Genomic DNA, 19,325 nt, shown 5'->3' with positions numbered 1-19,325 from the left:
CAAGGCGGAGGTGGTGACGCCCTACTTCGGCTCCTCGGGCACGGGCCAGATCAACGCGATCTTGCCCGTCACGCCGCAGGATGGCGGCGCCATCCCCAAGGCCCAGGCGTCCAGCGCCGAAGGCTTCCAGGCGGTTTCACGTCTCTGAGGTCTTCATGCCACACCTGGTCATCCTCTACACGCCGAACATCGAGCGCGAAACCGACATGGGCGCGCTCTGCCGCACGCTGGCCGACACCATGCTGGAGCAGCGCGACGAAGCGGGCAAGCAGGTCTTTCCGACCGGCGGCACGCGCGTGCTCGCCTATCCGGCCGCGCACTACGCGGTGGCCGACGGCAAGGGCGACTACGCCTTCGTCTACCTCAACCTGCGCATGGGCGCGGGCCGCAGCGACGCGGTGAAGAAGCGCGCCGGCGACGCGATCCTCGACAGGACGAAGCGGCACTTCGAGCCGGTCTTCGCCCAGCGCCTCATCGGCATCACGCTCAACGTCGACGAAAGCCCCGGGCAGGTGTACGACGGGAAGCACAGCAACCTGCATCCACTCTTCAACAAATAGACCGCCATGCTTGCCAAGGACGTCATCCAGCAACTCGCCGCCGAACTGCACGAGAGCGAGAAGTCGCGCGTGCAGGTCGAGCATTTCTCCAAGCGCTTTCCCGAGATGACCATCGAGGACGGCTACGCGATCTCGCGCGAATGGGTGAAGACCAAGATCGCCGAGGGCCGCACCGTCAAGGGGCACAAGATCGGCCTCACCTCGCGCGCGATGCAGCAGGCGAGCCAGATCACCGAGCCCGACTACGGCACGCTGCTCGACGACATGTTCTTCGAGCAGGGCGGCGACATTCCTTTCAAGCGCTTCATCGCGCCGCGCATCGAGGTGGAACTGGCCTTCGTGCTCGGCAAGCCGCTCAAGGGGCCGAACGTGACGATCTTCGACGTGCTCGCGGCCACCGACTACGTGGTGCCGGCGATCGAGATCATCGACGCGCGCATCGAGCAGTTCGACCGCCACACCAAGGCCATGCGCAAGGTCTTCGACACTATCGCCGACAACGCGGCGAATGCCGGCATCGTGATGGGCGGCCGTCCGGTGAAGCCCGACGCGGTGGACCTGCGCTGGGTCAGCGCCCTTCTCTACAAGAACGGCGTGATCGAGGAATCGGGCGTGGCCGCGGCCGTGCTCAACCATCCCGCCACCGGCGTGGCCTGGCTCGCGAACAAGCTCGCGCCGTGGGACGAACACCTCGAAGCGGGCGAGATCGTGCTGGGCGGCTCGTTCACGCGGCCGACCCACGCGGTGCCCGACGATACCTTCCACGCCGACTACGGCCCACTCGGCTCGATCGCCTTCCGCTTCGTCTGAACGTCCTCGACTGAAAGAACCCACATGCAAACCCCCGTCAATCTCTTCAAGCAGGCGCTCATCGAAAAGCGCGCACAGATCGGCCTCTGGCTTGGGCTCGCCGATGCATACAGCGCGGAGATCTGCGCCGGCGCCGGTTTCGACTGGCTCCTGATCGACGGCGAGCACTCGCCGAACGGGCTCCAGAGCATCCTCCAGCAATCGCAGGCCATCGCGGCCTATCCGGGCGCGAATGCGATCGCGCGCGTGCCGCTGGGCCACGGGGACGCGGGCGCGGCGTTGATCAAGCAGTACCTCGACCTCGGCGTGCAGACGCTGCTGGTGCCGATGGTCGATACCGCCGAGCAGGCGAAGGCGATCGTGCGCGCGATGCGCTATCCGCCGCATGGCATTCGCGGCATGGGCGGTGCGCGCGCTTCGGGCTGGGGCCGCTATCCGGCCTACGCGAAGGAAGCGAACGACCGCGTCTGCCTGCTGGTGCAGGCGGAGTCGCGCGAGGCGCTCGCGAATCTCGATGCGATCGCCGCGGTGGATGGCGTGGACGGTGTCTTCATCGGCCCGGCCGACCTCTCGGCATCGATGGGCCATCTCGGCAATTCGGGGCATCCGGAAGTGCAGGAAGCCATCGAGGACGCGATCGCGCGCATCAACCGCGCGGGCAAGGCCGCCGGCATCCTGACGCCGGATGAAGCGCTGGCGAAGCGCTATCTGGAACTCGGCGCGCTCTTCGTCGCGGTCGGGCTCGACACCAACCTGCTGGTGCGCCACACGACCGCGCTCGCGGCCCGCTTCAAGAGCGGCGCCGCCGCCAAGCCGCATTCCGGCGGCACCTACTGAGCGTTCGCCGACCATGAGCGACGCCGGTTCCCCGCGCAAGCCCTTCCGTTCCGCGATCATCCGCGACGGCGTGATCCGCGCGACCACGCGCAGCTTCCTGCACGCGCTCGGGCAGGACGACGAAGACATCGCGCGCCCGCACGTCGGCGTGTTCCACACCGGCGGCGAGATGAGCCCGTGCAACCTGAACCTGCGCGAACAGGCGCAGCACGCCAAGACGGGCATCTACGCCGGCGGCGGCACGCCGCACGAATGCCCGGTGGTGTCGGTGAGCGACGGGCTCACGATGGCGCATTCGGGCATGCGCTTCTCGCTGATCTCGCGCGAGCTGATCGCCGACAGCGTCGAGGCCTCGACGCGCGGGCACCAGTGGGACGGCATCTTCGGCATCGGCGCCTGCGACAAGAACCTGCCGGGCCTGATGATGGGCATGGTCCGCTGCAACGTGCCGAGCGTGTTCGTGCACGGCGGCTCGGCGCTGCCGGGGCAGACGCCAGGGCCCGATGGCCGCGACATTAACGTGGTCGACACCTACGAGACCATCGGCAAGGTGCTGGCCGGGGACGCGACCGCGCAGGACCTCGAAGCGATGAGCCGCGCCTGCCTGCCCACCGCCGGCGCTTGCGCGGGGCAGTTCACCGCGAACACGATGGGCATGGTGTCCGAAGCGCTCGGCCTCGCGCCGATCGGCTCCAGCATGGTGCCGGCGGTGTTCAGCGAGCGTGCGCCGCTGATGCGCCGCGCCGCCAAGGCGCTGATGCGCGCGGTGATGAACGACGGCCCGCTGCCGCGCGACATCGTGACGCGCAAGGCGCTGGAGAACGCCTGCGCGGTGGTGTCGGCGACCGGCGGCTCGACGAACGCGGCGCTGCACCTGCCGGCCATCGCGCACGAGGCCGGCGTGAAGTTCCATCTCGACGACGTGGCCGAGGTCTTCGCGCGCACGCCCCTCGTTGCCGACCTGCGGCCGGGCGGCCAGTACCTCGCGCGCGACGTGTACTACATCGGCGGCGCCGGCGTGATCCTGCGCACGCTGCTCGAACAGGGCTTCCTGCACGGCGACGCGATGACCTTTACCGGCCGCACGCTGGCCGAGGAAGTCGCCGACGCCGCGGTGCCCGACGGGCGCGTGGTGCGCAAGGCCGGCGATGCGATCTCGCGCGACGGCGGGCTCGCGGTGCTCAAGGGCAATCTCTGCCCGGACGGCGCGCTGCTCAAGACGGCGGGCCTGAAGACGCTGGTCCATCGGGGTCCGGCGCGGGTTTTCGATTCGGAGGAAGAGGCACAGACGGCGGTGCAGAACCGCCGCTACGAGGCGGGCGACGTGATCGTCATTCGCAACGAGGGGCCCAAGGGCAGCCCCGGCATGCGCGAGATGCTCGGCATCACCGCGCTGCTCTATGGGCAGGGCATGGGCGACAAGGTGGCGCTCTTGACCGACGGGCGCTTTTCGGGGGCGACGCGCGGGCTGTGCATCGGCTACGCGGGGCCGGAAGCGGCCGACGGCGGACCGATCGCGGCGCTGGCCGATGGCGACCTGATCGCGATCGATGCGCGGCCTGAGGCACGCAGCATCACGGTCGAACTGACGGACGGAGAAATCGCGGCGCGGCTCGCCAAACGTCAGGTAAACGCGGGGGTCCGGCACGGCGGCTTGCTGGAAAAATACGCGCACACCGTGCGCCCGGCTCACCAGGGCGCGGTGACCCACTCGGGCGCGGTCACGTGGCTGCGCGACGAGTCCTGAAGCCACACCCCCTTGGAGACATCATGACCCTCACTCGCCGCAGCCTGCTGCAAACCACCGGCGCCACCGCACTGCTCGCCAGCATTGGCCAGCAGGCCTTCGCGCAGGCGGGATTCGAGACCGCGCGCATCATCACCGGCTTCGCGGCCGGCGGTACCTCGGACACCACCTGCCGCCGTCTCGCGACGGCGATGGCGCCCGGCTATGCGAAGTCCGTCGTGGTCGAAAACAAGACCGGCGCCGGCGGCCAGATCGCCGTGACCTACGTGAAGACCCAGCCCGCCGACGGCGCGACGATCCTGCAGACGCCGACCTCGATCCTCACGATCTACCCGCACATCTACAAGAAGCTGCCGTATGACCCGGTGGCGGACCTGTCGCCGGTGTCGCTGGCCTGCGTGTTCGACTTCGGCTTCGCGGTCGGGCCGGCGGTGCCGGCGAGCGTGAAGACGGTTCCGGAATTCCTGCAGTGGGTAAAGGCCAATCCGACCGCGGGCAACTTCGGCTCGCCGGCCGCGGGCTCGACGCCGCACTTCATCGGCGCGCTGCTCGGCAAGAGCGCGGGCCTCGAACTCAAGCACGCCGCCTATCGCGGCACGCAGCCCGCGATGCTCGACCTGCTCGGCGGCAACATCTCGGCGGTGTCGGGCCCGATCGGCGACATCATGCAGCACCTGCCCACCGGCAAGGTGCGCATCCTCGGCGTCTCGGGCGAGAAGCGCAGCCGCTTCACGCCGGACGTGCCCACGTTCGGCGAGCAGGGCCTCAAGAACATGGCGCACAGCGAGTGGTTCGCCTTCCTGCTGCCGGCCAAGGCATCGCAAGAAGTGGTCGGCCGCCTGAACACCGCGATGAAGTCGGCGCTCGCGCAGAAGGACGTGATCGATGGGCTCGCCGGGTTTGGTCTGGAGGCGATGTCGTCGTCGCCGGGCGAACTGGCCGATCTGTTGAAGAAGGACACGGCCAAGTGGGCACCGATCGTCAAGGAGATCGGCTTCACGGCTGAAAGTTGAAACACCCCCAGGCTCGCGCACTTCGTGTCGCTCTCCACCCCCTTGCAGGGGGCGATACCAGCGGCCCGGCCAAGCCGGTTCCGCGGTATCCCTGGTAGAGCGACAAGGGCAAGGTGGGGGAATTGGTTGGTACTTGAAGGAACTGGAATGAACACACTTGCCTCCCCCTCCGCGCCTTCCGCGCTGGTCCACCCGGCCATCCACCCCGACGAGCGCGCCGCGCGCCTGCAACTCGCCGCCTGCTACCGCGTGTTCGCGATGCTCGGATGGACCGAGATGATCTACAACCACATCACGGTGCGCCTGCCGGATAGCGTGACCGGCGGCGAGAAGCAGTTCCTGATCAACCCGTTCGGGCTGCACTACAGCGAGGTCACCGCGAGCAACCTCGTCAAGATCGACCTGCACGGCAACGTGCTCGACGGCTCGACCTACCCGGTCAACCCCGCGGGCTTCACCGTGCATGCGGCGATCCATGACGGCCTGCCCGATGCGCACTGCGTGATGCACACGCACACCACCGCCGGCGTGGCGGTGGCCTGCCTGCAGGGCGGCTTGCAGCAGACCAATTTCTATTCGGCGCAACTGCACGACATGGTCGCGTACCACGACTTCGAAGGCATCACGATCCATGCCGACGAAGGTCCGCGCCTGCTCAGGAGCATCGGCAGCAAGCCGGCGGTGATCCTGCGCAACCACGGCCTGCTGGCCTGGGGGCAGACGCTGCCGCAGACCTTCGCGATCCTCTGGACCCTGCAGCGCGCGTGCGAGATCCAGATGGCGACGTTCTCGATGGGCGCGGCGATCCCGGTGCCCGAAGACATTGCCCGCAAGTGCACGCGCGATGCGCTGCAGTTCAATCCCAACCATGGCGCCGGGCAGGACGTGTTCGACGCGCTCGTGCGCCAGGTCGATCGGATCGACGACTCCTACAAGAACTGAAAGCCCGGACTTAGATCATGAAGGTTTGCATCTACGGCGCCGGCGCGATCGGCGGCTGGATCGGCGCGAAGCTCGCGCAGGTGGGCTGTGTGCTCGACGTGGTCGCGCGCGGCGCGACGCTCGAAGCGCTCCAGCGCGACGGACTCACGCTGGTGAGCGGCGACAAGCGCGTCACCGTGCCGGTCCATGCCAGCGACGATCCGGCGGCGCTGGGCGTGCAGCAACTGGTGATCGTCGCGGTGAAGGCACCCGCCCTGCCCGCGGTCGCCGAGCGCATCGCGCCGCTGCTCGGCCCCGAGACCATCGTGCTCACCGCGATGAACGGCGTGCCGTGGTGGTTCCTGCAAGGCGGCTTCGGTGGCCCTGTGGCGGGGGCGCAGTTGCAGGCGGTCGATCCGGGCGGAAAGATCGATGCGGGGATTCCGGCCAAGCACGTGGTCGGCTGCGTGGTGCACGCGAGCTGCTCGCTCGATGCGCCGGGCGTGGTGCGGCATCACTTCGGCAACGGGCTCATCATCGGCGAGCCCTCGGGCGAATCGACCTCGCGCGTCCAGGCCCTGGGCGAACTGCTGGCGCGCGCGGGCATCGACACCCGCATCTCGCCGCAGATCCAGAAGGACGTCTGGTACAAGCTCTGGGGCAACATGACGGTCAACCCGATCAGCATGTTGACCGGCGCCACGACCGACCTGATCCTCCATGACGACCTGGTGCGCGGCTTCATCTCCACGATCATGCGGGAGGCCAAGGCGATCGGCGAGTGCATCGGCGTGCCGATCGCCGAGAGCCCCGAAGACCGCCACGCGGTGACGCGCAAGCTCGGCGCCTTCAAGACCTCGATGCTGCAGGACGTGGAAGCCGGCCGCGCGGTGGAGCTCGATGCGCTGGTGTCGGCGGTGCGCGAGCTCGGGCAGTTGGCGGGCGTGCAGACGCCGTTCACCGATGCGCTGCTGGGGCTGGCGCGGTTGCGTGCGCGGCAGCTGGGGCTTTACTGAAGCCGACCGACGCCGTCAGCGGTGGAGCAGCTGATGCACCGCCGCAGGCAGCGAATTCACCTGCGGCATGAAGCGGTCGATGACTGCGCCCAGCACCACGGCACAGAACAAGGCTCCGAGCAGCGGCTTCCAGGTGAGCCGCACGGCGGCCTGCAACCATCCTTCGCGCGCCACGCGGATCGCGGTGCGTGCCGAGGCGTACGAGAACGCAAGCTCGATGGCGACCGCGAGCAGCGCATCCCAGCCGAAGTAGAGCAAGGCGAGCGCGCCCGCGCCGAACACGATCGCGGCGCAGATCAGGAAGATCGCGACCACCGGCACCACGATCACCACGCCTTCGTCCGCGCTGCCCGCCGCTTCGAGCGCGCCGCTCGCGATGTCGGAGGCGCCGGTGCCCGAAGGCTGGTGGATCGCGCCGCTCGGGCGCGGCGAATTCCATTCGAAGACGCCCGGGTCCGGCACGTCGGGATCGAACCGGGCATTGCGCCGCACCAGCCGCTCGGCCCACCAGCGCAGCGCCAGCAGGTAGGCGCCGTAGCCCGCGCCCAACGCCACCACGTAGCGCAGCGCGAGCGAATCGACGCCGAGCATCATCAACGCGTGCGATACACCCCAGGTCACCAGCAGCGTGAAGGTGCCGATCAACAAGCCGTGCACGCGCAGGTTGTAGCTGCGATGCAGGTCGCGTTCGACCTGCGTTTCCCACAGGCGCACCGAGCGCCAGTCCGAAAGGACCTTCACCCGCTGGCCGGACTCAGTCGACCGCGAACGGCACGCGCCGCGTCACGGCACACATCAGCTCGTAGCCGACGGTGCCCGCCGCCTTGGCGACGTCGTCGATCGGGAGCACCGTGCCGTTCGACCCGCGGCCCCACAGCGTGACCTCGCTGCCGAAGCCGGCCTCGGGCACCGGCGTGAGGTCGACGGTGATCATGTCCATGCTCACGCGCCCGACCATGCGGGTGCGCACGCCATCGACCAGCACCGGCGTGCCGGTGTCGCAATGCCGGGGGTAGCCGTCCGCATAGCCGACCGCGGCGACGCCGATGCGCATCGGCCCTTCGGCGGTGAAGCGCGATCCGTAGCCGATGGTGTCGCCCGCCTCCAGGGTCTGCACCGAAATCAGCCGGGTCGACAGCGTCATCGTCGGCTGGAGCTGCCAGTGCGCCGCGTCGTGCTCCGGAAAATCCGGCGAGCTGCCGTACAGCAGGATGCCGGGCCGTATCCAGTCGGCGCGCGCCGCCGCCGCATGGCGCAGGGTCGCGGCACTGTTGGCGACGGAGCGCTCGCCCGGCAGGTCGCGCGTGGCCTCGTCGAACACTTCGAGCTGGTGCGCGATGCCTCGGGGACCGTCGGCGTCGCTGAAGTGCGTCATCAGCGAGATTTCGTCGACCTGCGGCAGCGCGTTGAGCCGCGTCCAGGCGGCGCGGAAACGTTCGGGCGTGAAGCCGAGCCGGTTCATGCCGGAGTTCATCTTGAGGAACACGCGGTGCGGCACCTGCGTCTTGTGCGCGGCCAGCCAGTCGATCTGCGCGTCGCAATGCACTGCATGCCAGAGGTCGAGCCGCGAGCAGAGTTCGAGATCACGCGGCTCGAACACGCCTTCGAGCAGCAGCACCGGGCCGCGCCAGCCGAGCGAGCGCACCCGCTCGGCTTCGTTCAGGTCGAGCAGCGCAATGCCGTCGGCGCCCCGGAAGGCATCGAAGACGCGCTCGATGCCGTGGCCGTAGGCATTGGCCTTCACGACCGCCCAGACGCGCGAATCGAGGGCCGCGCGGCGCGCGCGATCCAGGTTGTGTTGCAACGCAGCGGAATGGATGGTGGCAAGGATCGGACGCGGCACGGCAAAAACTCCGAGGAAAGCTGAAAACACGCACACAAACACGCCCCGCACTACGGGACATCGCGCGATTTTGACATCGCACCCCCATGCTATAACCGCGCAGCCGCCATTGAAGCGGCCCCTCTTCCACCATCGCCAGATTTCGTTGCTGGCCAGTCTGCCCATCGATGAAGCGCGGTTTCTACACGATCATGTCGGCCCAGTTCTTTTCGTCGCTGGCCGACAACGCGCTTTTCGTGGCTGCCGTGGAACTCATGCGAAGCAACGGCGCGCCTGAATGGCAGCGCGCCGCGCTGGTGCCGATCTTCACCATCTTCTATGTCGCGTTCGCGCCGCTGGTGGGCGCCTTCGCCGATGCCTTGCCCAAGGGCAAGGTGATGTTCATCAGCAATGCGATCAAGGTGGTCGGCTGCGTGATGATGCTGTTCGGCTCGCACCCGCTGTTCGCCTACGCAATCGTCGGGCTCGGCGCGGCGGCGTACTCGCCGGCCAAGTACGGCATCCTGACGGAACTGCTGCCGGCGTCGCAACTGGTCAAGGCCAACGGCTGGATCGAGGGCCTGACGATCGCGTCGATCATTCTCGGCATCGTGCTCGGCGGGCAACTCGTGGGCCACACGCTCTCCAGCCACCTGCTCGCGTTCGACTTCCCGTTCATCGACACCGGCGTCGAGACGCCTCCCGAGGCCGCGATCGCGACGCTGATCCTGGTGTACGTGGTCGCGGCCTGGTTCAACACGCGGATTCCGGACACCGGCGTCGAGATGCGTCCGCTGCGCGCCAATTTGCAATACGGCTTCGTGCGCAACATGGTGGCGCTGCTGCCGGATTTCTGGCACTGCAATTCGCGCCTGTGGCGCGACAAGCTCGGGCAGATCTCGCTGGCGACCACCACGCTGTTCTGGGGCGCCGGCGGCAATCTCAAGTACATCGTGCTGGCCTGGGCGTCGCTCGCGCTGGGCTACAACACCGCGCAGGCTTCGTCGCTCACCGGCGTGGTCGCGATCGGCACGGCCATCGGCGCGGTGGTGGCTTCGGTGCGCATGCGGCTGGACATGGCGACGCGCGTGATTCCGCTGGGGATCGGCATGGGCATCCTGGTGATGGGGATGAATTTCATCGGCAACATCTGGGTGGCGGTGCCGTTCCTGATCCTGCTGGGCGGCCTGGGTGGCTTCCTCGTGGTGCCGATGAATGCGCTGCTGCAGCACCGCGGCCACAACCTGATGGGCGCGGGCCGCTCGATCGCGGTGCAGAACTTCAACGAGCAGGCCTGCATCCTGATCCTCGGCGCGTTCTACAGCGCGTGCACGGGGCTGGGCATGTCGGCGTATGCCGCGATCACCGCCTTCGGCGTGGTGGTGGCCGGGTTCATGTGGCTCATCAAGCGGTGGCATCAACGCAACCTGCGCAAATACCCCGAGGAAGTCGAGCACCTCCTTGCCATTGCCCGCAGCGACAAGCACCACTGATTCCGGGCTTCGACCGTCTTGGCTGCGCTTGCGCTTGTGTTCAACGCCTTCGTCTGGGGCGTTTCGTGGTTTCCCTTTCGCCAGATCGAGGCACATGGGCTGCATCCCGTGTGGACGACGTTCCTGGTCTATGTCGCGATCGCGGGAGTGATCGCTGTGCTGCGCCGCAGCATGTGGCACATGTTCGTCCGGCATCCGGGGTTGGTGCTGCTCGGGCTGGCGGCGGGGCTGACCAATGTCGGGTTCAACTGGGCGGTCACGCAGGGCGACGTGGTGCGCGTGGTGCTGCTGTTCTATCTGATGCCGCTGTGGAGCGTGCTGCTCGCGTGGATGCTGCTCGGCGAGCGCCCGACCGCTTCGGCCCTGATCCGCGTGGCGCTGGCGCTGGTCGGCGTGGCGGTGGTGCTGAAGACGCCGGAGGTCGATTGGCCGGTGCCGTCCAGCCTGCCGGACTGGCTCGGCGTGGCCGCCGGCTTCTGCTTCGCGGTGACGAACATCCTGTTGCGCGGCCTGCGCCATGCGCCGGGCGAATCGCGCGCGCTCGCGATGTTCGCTGGCTGCGCGCTGGTCGCAGGCACGACCGCGATCACAGGGACCGCGCTGGGCGCGATGCCCGCGCCGCCGTGGACCGAGACCGGCTGGTGGGGCTGGGCCGCAGTGCTGGGCACCGGCTTCGTCTTCGCCAACATCTGCCTGCAGTACGGCGCGGCACGGCTCGCGGGCAACGTGACGGCGGTGATCATGCTGTCCGAAGTGCTGTTCGCGAGCGTGTCGTCGGTCGCCCTCGGTGCGGCGACGATGGGCGCGCAAATCTGGCTGGGCGGCGCGCTGATCGTGATCGCGGCCGCATGGTCGGCGTTTGCACGATCACCGGGCGACGCGGATGATGGGCCGTCCGCACTCCAGAAAGAATCTCCATGACCAGCGTCCACGACTTCGAAGCCCGGCAGATCGACGGCAAGCCCGTTTCGCTTTCCGAGTTCAAGGGCAAGGTGCTGCTCATCGTCAACACCGCGAGCGAATGCGGCTTCACGCCGCAGTTCGCCGGGCTCGAAGCGCTCTACGAGAAGTACGGCTCCAAGGGGCTGACGGTGCTGGGTTTCCCGTCCAACCAGTTCGGCAAGCAGGACCCGGGCACCAACGAGGAGATCGGCGCCTTCTGCACCCGCAACTACGGCGTGAGCTTTCCGATGATGGAGAAGATCGAGGTCAACGGCCCGGGTGCGGCGCCGCTCTACAAGTGGCTGGTGAAGGAAGCGCGCGGCATTCTCGGCAGCGCGGCGATCAAGTGGAACTTCACCAAGTTCCTGATCGGGAAGGACGGGCAGGTGATCAAGCGCTATGCGCCGATCGACAAGCCCGAATCCATCAGCGCGGACATCGAGGCTGCGCTGGCGGCCTGATGGCCAGGCGCGGTCGTCAGAAGCGGAAGTCGGCCACCTTCGACCCGTTGCCCAGTGAGACGACCTGCGACTTGGTCACGCCTTCGCTCGCCGCCGCGACCGTGTAGCGGCCGGCCGGCAGGTCCACGAGGCAGACCGGTCCATCGGCGCGCATCGAGAGCGCGGTGCCGCCCTGGGCGTCCGTCACCGTGACCTGCACGTCCGCGAGATAGGCACCGCTCTCGCGGGCGAACAGCAGCGACAGCGGGTGGTCCTTCATCGCGGCGCGCATCGCGTTCGATTCCTCGGCGCCGACGCCGCCGCACACGTAGCGGGCTTCGCCCAGGTTCTTCATCGAGGGCGCGAGGACCGGGGTCTGAGCCTGCGCCACCCACGGCGCAAGGGCGCACGCGCACAGGGTAGCGGCACGTGCCAGGGTGTGGATGGAAGTTCGTTTCATCGAATCACTCCCGTGGTGAACACACGGGAATGCTCGCCCGGCACCGGCGACCGCGGGGTCAGACCAGACCGCCTGTGCTTGTGCGATCAGGCTGCCGGCGCGAGGGCCTCGTCCAGCAGTTCGACCCAGTGCCGCACCGGCACCTCGCTGCCGCTCTGCAGGTGCGTGATGCAGCCGATGTTGGCCGACACGATGGCGCTCGGCTGGAGCTGGTTCAGGTGGCCGAGCTTGCGATCGCGCAGCTTGTAGGACAGCTCCGGCTGCAGCACTGAATAAGTGCCCGCCGAGCCGCAGCACAGATGCGATTCGTTCTGCGCGACCTGCACGTCGAAGCCCAGTGCGCGCAGGTGCTTCTCGACGCCTCCGCGCAGCTTCTGTCCATGCTGCAGGGTGCACGGCGGGTGGTAGGCGACCAGGCCTGCCGATGCCTTGACGCGCGGCTTCAGCGTGGGCGCGATGTCGGGCAGCAGTTCGCTGAGGTCACGCGTGAGCGCGCTGATGCGCGCGGCCTTTTCCGCATAGGCCGGATCGTCCTTGAGCATGTGGCCGTACTCGCGCACGGTGACGCCGCAGCCGGAGGCGTTCATGACGATCGCCTCGACCTCGCCCTTCTCGACCTGAGGCCACCACGCATCGATGTTCGCTCGCATCTGCGCCTTGCCCCCATCGTGGTCGTTGAGGTGGAAGCGAATCGCGCCGCAGCAACCCGCACTGGGCGCGATCACCACCTGGATGCCGGCCGCGTCGAGCACGCGCGCGGTCGCGCTGTTGATGTTGGGCGCCATCGCCGGCTGCACGCAGCCTGCGAGCATCAGCATCTTGCGTGCGTGCGTGCGCGAGGGCCACGCGCCGGCCGGGCGCGACTCGGGCACCTTGGCCTTGAGCTTTGCGGGAAGCAGTCCCCGCACCGACTGGCCGAGCTTCATCGCGGGCGCGAAGAACGATGAGGTCAGGCCTTCCTTCAGCGTCCAGCGCAGCGCGTTATCCATGGGAGGGCGCGGCACCTTGTCCTCGACGATCTTGCGGCCGATGTCGACGAGGTGGCCGTATTGCACGCCGCTCGGGCAGGTGCTCTCGCAGTTGCGGCAGGTGAGGCAGCGGTCGAGATGAAGCTGCGTGCTTTGCGTCGCCGGCTTGCCTTCGAGCACCTGCTTGATGAGGTAGATGCGGCCGCGCGGCCCGTCGAGCTCGTCGCCGAGCAATTGATAGGTCGGGCATGTCGCGGTGCAGAAACCGCAGTGCACGCACTTGCGCAGGATCGCCTCGGCTTCGCGGCCTTCGGGCGTGTTCTTGAATTCGGGGGCGAGTTCGGTCTGCATGCTGGTTCAGGCTGCGGGGTAGAGCCGCCCGCGATGGAAGACGGCGTGGGGATCGAACTCGTTCATCAATGCGCGATGGATGCGCTCCACAGGTGCACTGAGCGCGTCGAAGCGGCCGAGCACGCGATGGCCGTGGGCATCCGAGGGCCGGAACAGGGTCGCGTGACCGCCGGCAGCCTGCGCAGCGGCGCGCAGTTGCGGACGCTGGTCCGGCGGCGCGAGATACCAGCGCTGGGCGCCGTGCCATTCGACCATTGGCGCGCCGGCGATGTCGAGGACCGGCGCGGTCTGCGGCACCGACAGCCGCCAGAGGTCGTGCTCCGCATGGCTCGTGAACCAGAGGTGCCGGTGGTCGCGAAGCGACTGCCAACCAGCGGCCGATCGCTCGGGATCTTGCCGCTCGCCGCCGAGGTGCGTGCAAGCCGCCTCGACAGCGGCCATGGCCCCGCGCAGACGCAGCGAAAGAAAGCCCGCTCCATCGCGCTCGCGCCAGATGCTCGCGTTGAGCGGCAGCGGACGGCCGCCCCATTCATTGAGCAGCCGCAGCGCATCGGCCTGCGTGCAGGCGAACTCCAGCGTGGCTTCGGCGGGCGCGACCGGCAGCACCTTGAGGCTCACTTCGGCGATCACGCCGAGCACGCCGAGCGACCCCGCGAGCACGCGCGACACGTCGTAGCCCGCGACGTTCTTCATCACCTGCCCGCCGAAGGTCAGCGCCTCGCCGCGCCCGTTGACGAGCACCGCGCCGAGAACGAAGTCGCGCACCGATCCCACGCTGGCGCGCGACGGGCCGCTGAGCCCCGCGGCGACCATGCCGCCGACCGTGCCGCCATCGGCGAAGCGCGGCGGCTCGAAGGCGAGGCACTGGCCTCTTTCGGCGAGCGCCGCTTCGAGCTCGGCCAGCGGCGTGCCGGCGCGCACGGTGACGACGAGTTCGCTCGGTTCGTAGCTGGTGATGCCGGTGAGCCCCTTCGTGGAAAGAGGCTCGCCATGCGGCGGCTCCCCGTAGAAGTCCTTGGTTCCGCCGCCGCGAATGGACAGCGTCGTGTCGTCGGCGGCGGCAGCGCGAATGCGCTCGGTGATCTGGCGAAGGGCTGGATCCATGGCGGCAATCGTACCCCCGAGCAACCGTTCTCCCCCAGCCTCGCCCACTTCGTGTGGCTCTGCACCCCCTTCTCCGGGGGCAACCCCAGCGGCCCGGCGAAGGCGGTTCCGCGGGGTTCCTGGCTGAAGAAGGGTCCTTCAGTCCTCGAAGAAATTGACCGGCAGCCCCGGTGTCGCAACCCGCGTCGCCAGCACATGGCCCGATGCGGGGCGCAATTCGAGTTCCGACGCCGGCCTGCCCCGCCGCGCAGTCGTCACGAAGAGCGTGCGCAGATCGTCCCCGCCGAAGCAGGGCATGGTCGGACACTGCACCGGCGTGGGCAGGGACGCGACCAGTTCGCCCGCAGGCGCGAAACGCAAAAGCTGGCCACCCTCGAACATTGCGACCCAGTAGTGACCGTCGGCATCGACCGTCGCGCCGTCCGGGCGGCCCTGGTAGCGCAGCGGCGACTCGGGCGTCCAGCCGGGCGGCTTTTCATCGAACTGCTGGAACACGCGCTGCCGCGTCAGGGTGTTGACCCGCGCCGCCCAAGTCCACGCGACCACGCGATGTGCAGCGGTGTCGGCCCAGTACAGCGTGTCGGCATCGGGCGAGAAGGCGAGGCCGTTGGCGGTGGTCGCCTCGTTCGCCATCCGATCGATCGTGGGCGCGCGGCCGCCCCGCGCGTCGAGACAGTAGAGCGCGGCGATCGCAGCGTCCTTGGCCTCGTTGAGCGTGCCCGCCCAGAAGCGGCCGAGCGGATCGCACTTGCCATCGTTGAAGCGCATCCTGAGCACGTCGTGGTCCACGCGCGCCATGGCCTTGAGCGTGCCGCCCCATTCCCGTGCGCGGTAGATGCCGTCGCGCAGGGCGATCACCAATCCGCCGCTGCGCGCGGGTGCCATGCAGCCGGGTTCGGTCGGCATGTCCCATCGCTCGACGGTCGGGTGGTGGATGTCGCCGCGCGTGCGCAAGGCCGCACGGCCGGGAATGTCGAGCCAATAGAGGGAGCGCTCGAGCGGATGCCAGAACGGCGATTCACCGAGCTGGCTCAGGCTGTCGGTCAGTGTGGTCCACATGGCGCCAGCTTAGAGGCAAATCGGGACAAAAAAAGACCCGCTGGCGCCGAAGCGCTGGCGGGTCGAACATCCAGAGGAGAACCTCGCAGCGAAAAAACGAAACGTGTCGGGAAATTGTTTTGATGATGAAACGGGCCGTGATCGCGATCGGCGGCCCGTCCCGTGATCAGCGGCTGTAGGCGGTTTCGCCGTGCGCCGTGATGTCGAGGCCTTCGCGCTCTTCTTCTTCGCTCACACGCAGGCCGATCGTGAGATCGACGATCTTGTAGGCGATGAAGGCGACGACGCCGGACCAGACGATGGTCAGCAGCACGCTCTTGAACTGGATCCAGACCTGTGCGCCGATGCCGTTGGAAGTGACGGTGGCCGTGACCCAGTCGCCCACGAGGCCGGGGCCGCCGAGCACTTGGGTGTTGAACACGCCGGTCAGCAGCGCGCCGACGATACCGCCGACGCCGTGCACGCCGAACACGTCGAGCGAGTCGTCCGCGCCGAGCAGGCGCTTGAGGCCGTTGACGCCCCAGAGGCAGGCGAAGCCGGCGACCAGGCCGATGACGATCGCGCCCATCAGGCCGACGTTGCCGGCGGCCGGCGTGATCGCGACGAGGCCGGCGACGGCACCCGATGCGGCACCGAGCATCGACGCCTTGCCGCGCATCATGGCTTCACCGAGGCACCATGCGAGCACGGCGGCGGCGGTGGCGGAGAAGGTGTTCATGAAGGCGAGCACGGCGCTGGTGCCTGCTTCCAGGGCGGAGCCGGCGTTGAAGCCGAACCAGCCCACCCACAGCAGCGAGGCACCGACCATGGTCAGCGTCAGCGAGTGCGGCGTGAAGGCTTCCTTGCCGTAGCCGATGCGCTTGCCCACGAGGACAGCACCCACGAGACCGGCGACGGCCGCGTTGATGTGCACCACGGTGCCGCCCGCGAAGTCGAGCGCGCCCCATTGCCAGATCAGGCCGGCCTTGTCGTTCATCTGGTCGACCACTTCCTTGCTGGCGTAGGCGTCCGGGCCCATCCAGAACCAGACCATGTGCGCGATCGGCGCGTAGCTGAAGGTGAACCAGATCGCCATGAACAGCAGCACGGCCGAGAACTTGATGCGCTCGGCGAAGGCGCCGACGATCAGGCAGCAGGTGATGCCGGCGAAGGTGGCCTGGAAGGCGGCGAACAGCAGCTCGGGGATGTACACGCCCTTGCTGAAGGTCGCGCCCGGTGCGAACACGCCGGTGGCCGGATCGAAGATGCCCTTCATGAAGAGCCGGTCGAAGCCGCCGATGAACGCATTGCCCTCGGTGAAGGCGAGGCTGTAGCCGTAGATCATCCACAGCACCACGATCATCGAGAAGGTGACCATGATCTGCATGAGGACCGACAGCATGTTCTTGCTGCGGACCAGGCCGCCGTAGAACAGCGCCAGGCCGGGGACGGTCATCATGATGACGAGCAGCGTGGACACCATCATCCAGGAGACGTCACCCTTGTTGAACGACGGGGCCGCCGCGGGTGCTGCCGCAGGCGCTGCTGCCGCTTCGGCCGCGGGCGCTGCCGCAGCGGGTGCGGCCGCAGCAGGCGCCGCGGGTGCCGCGGCGGGAGCCGCTGCTGCAGCCGCAGGCGCGGCGGGTGCGGCCGGCGTTGTCTGCGCAAAGCCGGATGTACCGGCAGCCAGCACGCTCAATCCGAGCGCGAGGGATACAAGGAATTTCTTCATTTCGGTTTGTCCTTCGTGACCTTGCGTTTCAGAGAGCTTCGCGGCCCGTCTCGCCGGTGCGGATGCGCACGACCTGCTCGAGGTCGTAGACGAAGACCTTCCCGTCGCCGATCTTTCCGGTGCGCGCGGCACCTTCGACGGCTTCGATCACGCGCTCCACGAGCTCGTCGGCCACGGCCGCTTCGATCTTGACCTTGGGGAGGAAGTCGACGACGTATTCCGCGCCGCGATACAGCTCCGTGTGGCCCTTCTGGCGGCCGAAGCCCTTGACCTCGGTGACGGTGATGCCCTGCACGCCGATGGCCGAAAGCGCCTCGCGCACTTCGTCGAGCTTGAAAGGTTTGATGATGGCTGTGACCAGCTTCATGATGTTCTCCTACAGATGGATGGAATCGGCGCGGCCTGTCGGGGCCGCGTCCGCGGCAGCGACTAGAGGGTCTTGGTCAGCATGAGGATGAACCGCGGCTTGTTCGGCGAGAAGGTGGTCTGGCCGTAGGTGACGCCGTTGATCTCGACACCGGGCTCGGCGATCAGGTTGAAGGCGCTCTGCTCGGTGGCGCCTTGCACCGAGCCGCTCAGCGACAGGCCGCTGCCGAAGTCGTAGGAAGCGCCGACGTTGTAGTCGAAGAAGCTCTTGTAGCCCAGGCTGCGGATGTCACTGCTCAGGAACGTGTAGCCCACCGCGGTCTTGAAGGTGAGCTTCGGGAAGATTTCCTTCGAGTAGGACAGGTTCAGGTAGCCGGTGTTCTGGCCGTCCAGGCCCGAGCCGCCCTGGTGGCCGGCGTAGTTGAAGTAGTCCTTGGAGACCGTCCACGAATACTTGCCGGCGAAGCTGCCGATGCGCTCGTCGGACCACGAGGCGCCGCCGTAGATCTCGGTGGTGTTGCCCGCGGTGTTGCCGGGGTAGTAGTACTGGTAGACGCCGACGTCGAGGTCGAGCACGCCAGCCTTGAATTTGTAGCCGCCGTAGAAGTCCATCTCGACGGAGTTGCCCTTGAGCCAGTTGACGCTGGAGTTCCAGTTGCCCACGTAGAAGCCGCTGTCACCGAAGGCGTAGTCGAGGCCACCCTGGATGGCGGGCTTGAACCAGCTGGTCTTGGCGAAGTCGTTGCGCCCGAGGACGTCCTGGTCCTGCCCGCGGAACTTGTAGTTCGTCGTCACGGAGACATTGCCCGTGAGGTTGGGCGCCGGCGCCGCTGCGGCAGACGCGCTGGCGTCGGTGCTCTGCGCGCTCGCGAGCATCGGCAGGGTTGCAAGGGCGATCACGGCCAGAAACTGGTCGGATTTGCGGTGCATCATCGAGTGACTCCTCGGAGTGTTTTGAAAGTGGTTTGAATCCACTTCAAAGCAGGGAGCGTGCCAATGCGTTTCAAAGACGCGTTAACAAAGGTTGCGCAAGGCATGTACGTCGTGATGAACAAGAAGAGATGGGTGCACCATCTTGGTGACAGGGAGTCCAATGAGTCTTTGTTTGGTGCAAAGCCGCGCGTTGCTGGGCCTGGAGGCCGCCAGCGTCACGGTCGAGGTGCATCTGGCCAACGGTTTGCCCAGCTTCACGCTGGTCGGACTGGTCGATGTGGAAGTAAAGGAGGCTCGCGAGCGCGTGCGGTCGGCCATCCAGAACGCCGGCCTGGAGTTCCCCAACAACAAGCGGATCACGGTCAACCTCGCCCCGGCGGACCTGCCGAAGGCGTGTCAATACCCCTGTAGATACATCAGACGTCGGTTCGCCAATGAAGGTTTGATGTATTGATTTCGTGCATTTTTCTTCGTCTTTACATCAAACCGGAAGCGACGTAGTTATGCACAGGATATCAACAGCGATGTTGCTTTCCTGAGACGACTTGGCCGTGTGGTTGGCACCTCCCTCACCTAACGCGCTTGGAAGGCCACCGGAGGTCCCGCAAAACTGCATTTCGCCGGCGTCTCCACATACGCCTGAGACAACATTCACGATATCGTGAGCGTCCAGCGATCCCACCTTGCGCCTGACGCAGCGGCTCCCGAGGATGGCGTCCACCTAAATTTGGCGGACGCCTATGCATCCCAATACTTCCAATCGCCGAGTCCA

General features: G+C 67.4%; 19 protein-coding genes and 2 pseudogenes. 12 read left to right on the top strand and 9 right to left on the bottom strand.

The features are described 5' to 3' along the window. The 8 genes and pseudogenes from WKW77_RS34445 to WKW77_RS34410 form a co-directional block, all read left to right on the top strand. Positions 1–148 (top strand): annotated as a pseudogene (locus WKW77_RS34445) (3,4-dihydroxyphenylacetate 2,3-dioxygenase); the annotation flags it as partial. Positions 149–155: 7 nt separating this feature from the next. Then, a complete protein-coding gene (locus WKW77_RS34440; RefSeq protein ID WP_340361382.1) occupies positions 156–560 on the top strand; it encodes a 5-carboxymethyl-2-hydroxymuconate Delta-isomerase in 405 nt (134 codons plus the stop codon). Between the two features lie 6 nt (positions 561–566). After that, positions 567–1,370 (top strand): 2-oxo-hept-4-ene-1,7-dioate hydratase, encoded by an 804-nt coding sequence (gene hpaH / locus WKW77_RS34435; protein WP_340361381.1) that lies wholly within the window; start codon positions 567–569, stop codon positions 1,368–1,370. A gap of 24 nt (positions 1,371–1,394) precedes the next feature. Then, positions 1,395–2,207, top strand: coding sequence for an aldolase/citrate lyase family protein (locus tag WKW77_RS34430; RefSeq protein WP_340361380.1), 813 nt, complete (start codon positions 1,395–1,397; stop codon positions 2,205–2,207). 13 nt (positions 2,208–2,220) lie between these two features. Continuing rightward, complete coding sequence (gene ilvD, locus WKW77_RS34425; protein ID WP_340361379.1) at positions 2,221–3,954, top strand: dihydroxy-acid dehydratase; 1,734 nt, start codon at positions 2,221–2,223, stop codon at positions 3,952–3,954. A 23-nt stretch (positions 3,955–3,977) separates the two neighbouring features. Continuing rightward, positions 3,978–4,967: a Bug family tripartite tricarboxylate transporter substrate binding protein gene (locus tag WKW77_RS34420; protein ID WP_340361378.1), complete on the top strand. Its 990-nt coding sequence runs from the start codon at positions 3,978–3,980 to the stop codon at positions 4,965–4,967. A gap of 147 nt (positions 4,968–5,114) precedes the next feature. Then, positions 5,115–5,909 (top strand): class II aldolase/adducin family protein, encoded by a 795-nt coding sequence (locus WKW77_RS34415; RefSeq protein ID WP_340361377.1) that lies wholly within the window; start codon positions 5,115–5,117, stop codon positions 5,907–5,909. Between the two features lie 17 nt (positions 5,910–5,926). After that, on the top strand, positions 5,927–6,904 hold the full coding sequence (locus WKW77_RS34410) for a 2-dehydropantoate 2-reductase (protein WP_340361376.1): 978 nt from the start codon (positions 5,927–5,929) through the stop codon (positions 6,902–6,904). 15 nt (positions 6,905–6,919) lie between these two features. On the opposite strand, the gene WKW77_RS34405 is transcribed toward WKW77_RS34410, so the two are convergent. Next, positions 6,920–7,645, bottom strand: a complete 726-nt coding sequence (locus WKW77_RS34405; RefSeq protein WP_340361375.1) for a hypothetical protein — start codon at positions 7,643–7,645, stop codon at positions 6,920–6,922. Positions 7,646–7,658: 13 nt separating this feature from the next. Continuing rightward, positions 7,659–8,747 (bottom strand): alanine racemase, encoded by a 1,089-nt coding sequence (alr, locus tag WKW77_RS34400; RefSeq protein WP_340361374.1) that lies wholly within the window; start codon positions 8,745–8,747, stop codon positions 7,659–7,661. Positions 8,748–8,914: 167 nt separating this feature from the next. Between alr and lplT the strand changes: the two genes are divergently transcribed. The 3 genes from lplT to WKW77_RS34385 are packed head-to-tail and all read left to right on the top strand — an operon-like array spanning position 8,915 to position 11,622. Continuing rightward, entirely contained in the window at positions 8,915–10,219 is a 1,305-nt protein-coding gene (lplT, locus tag WKW77_RS34395) for a lysophospholipid transporter LplT (RefSeq protein WP_340361373.1), read from the top strand. Between the two features lie 18 nt (positions 10,220–10,237). Next, positions 10,238–11,140 carry a DMT family transporter gene (locus tag WKW77_RS34390; protein ID WP_340361372.1) on the top strand — a complete coding sequence of 301 codons (903 nt, stop codon included), beginning with the start codon at positions 10,238–10,240 and terminating at the stop codon, positions 11,138–11,140. Beyond that, the gene (locus WKW77_RS34385; RefSeq protein WP_340361371.1) at positions 11,137–11,622 is read left to right on the top strand and encodes a glutathione peroxidase; all 486 of its coding nucleotides are present in this window, start codon (positions 11,137–11,139) and stop codon (positions 11,620–11,622) included. Before WKW77_RS34390 ends, WKW77_RS34385 begins: the two co-directional genes overlap by 4 nt. 16 nt (positions 11,623–11,638) lie before the next feature. Here the strand turns inward: WKW77_RS34385 and WKW77_RS34380 are convergent, their stop codons facing one another. From WKW77_RS34380 to WKW77_RS34350, 7 genes are all read right to left on the bottom strand, one after another. Next, a complete protein-coding gene (locus tag WKW77_RS34380) occupies positions 11,639–12,061 on the bottom strand; it encodes a carboxypeptidase-like regulatory domain-containing protein (protein WP_340361370.1) in 423 nt (140 codons plus the stop codon). 86 nt (positions 12,062–12,147) lie between these two features. Further along, a complete protein-coding gene (gene glcF / locus WKW77_RS34375) occupies positions 12,148–13,380 on the bottom strand; it encodes a glycolate oxidase subunit GlcF (protein ID WP_340361369.1) in 1,233 nt (410 codons plus the stop codon). Positions 13,381–13,386: 6 nt separating this feature from the next. Then, positions 13,387–14,484: a glycolate oxidase subunit GlcE gene (gene glcE / locus WKW77_RS34370; RefSeq protein ID WP_340361368.1), complete on the bottom strand. Its 1,098-nt coding sequence runs from the start codon at positions 14,482–14,484 to the stop codon at positions 13,387–13,389. 138 nt (positions 14,485–14,622) lie between these two features. Further along, positions 14,623–15,543, bottom strand: a complete 921-nt coding sequence (locus WKW77_RS34365; RefSeq protein ID WP_340361367.1) for an SMP-30/gluconolactonase/LRE family protein — start codon at positions 15,541–15,543, stop codon at positions 14,623–14,625. A 166-nt stretch (positions 15,544–15,709) separates the two neighbouring features. Further along, positions 15,710–17,254 (bottom strand): ammonium transporter, encoded by a 1,545-nt coding sequence (locus WKW77_RS34360; RefSeq protein ID WP_340361366.1) that lies wholly within the window; start codon positions 17,252–17,254, stop codon positions 15,710–15,712. 28 nt (positions 17,255–17,282) lie between these two features. Next, positions 17,283–17,621, bottom strand: a complete 339-nt coding sequence (glnK, locus tag WKW77_RS34355) for a P-II family nitrogen regulator (RefSeq protein ID WP_340361365.1) — start codon at positions 17,619–17,621, stop codon at positions 17,283–17,285. 62 nt (positions 17,622–17,683) lie between these two features. Further along, positions 17,684–18,550, bottom strand: coding sequence for a TorF family putative porin (locus WKW77_RS34350; protein ID WP_340361383.1), 867 nt, complete (start codon positions 18,548–18,550; stop codon positions 17,684–17,686). Positions 18,551–18,713: 163 nt separating this feature from the next. Here WKW77_RS34350 and WKW77_RS34345 point away from each other — a divergent pair. Beyond that, positions 18,714–18,944: pseudogene (locus WKW77_RS34345) on the top strand (magnesium chelatase domain-containing protein); the annotation flags it as partial. Positions 18,945–19,325 lie beyond the last annotated feature (381 nt).

The organism is Variovorax ureilyticus (genome assembly GCF_037889935.1).
In the GTDB taxonomy this organism is placed as follows: Bacteria; Pseudomonadota; Gammaproteobacteria; order Burkholderiales; family Burkholderiaceae_C; genus Variovorax; species Variovorax ureilyticus.
This window is presented reverse-complemented; position numbering and strand designations above follow the sequence as displayed.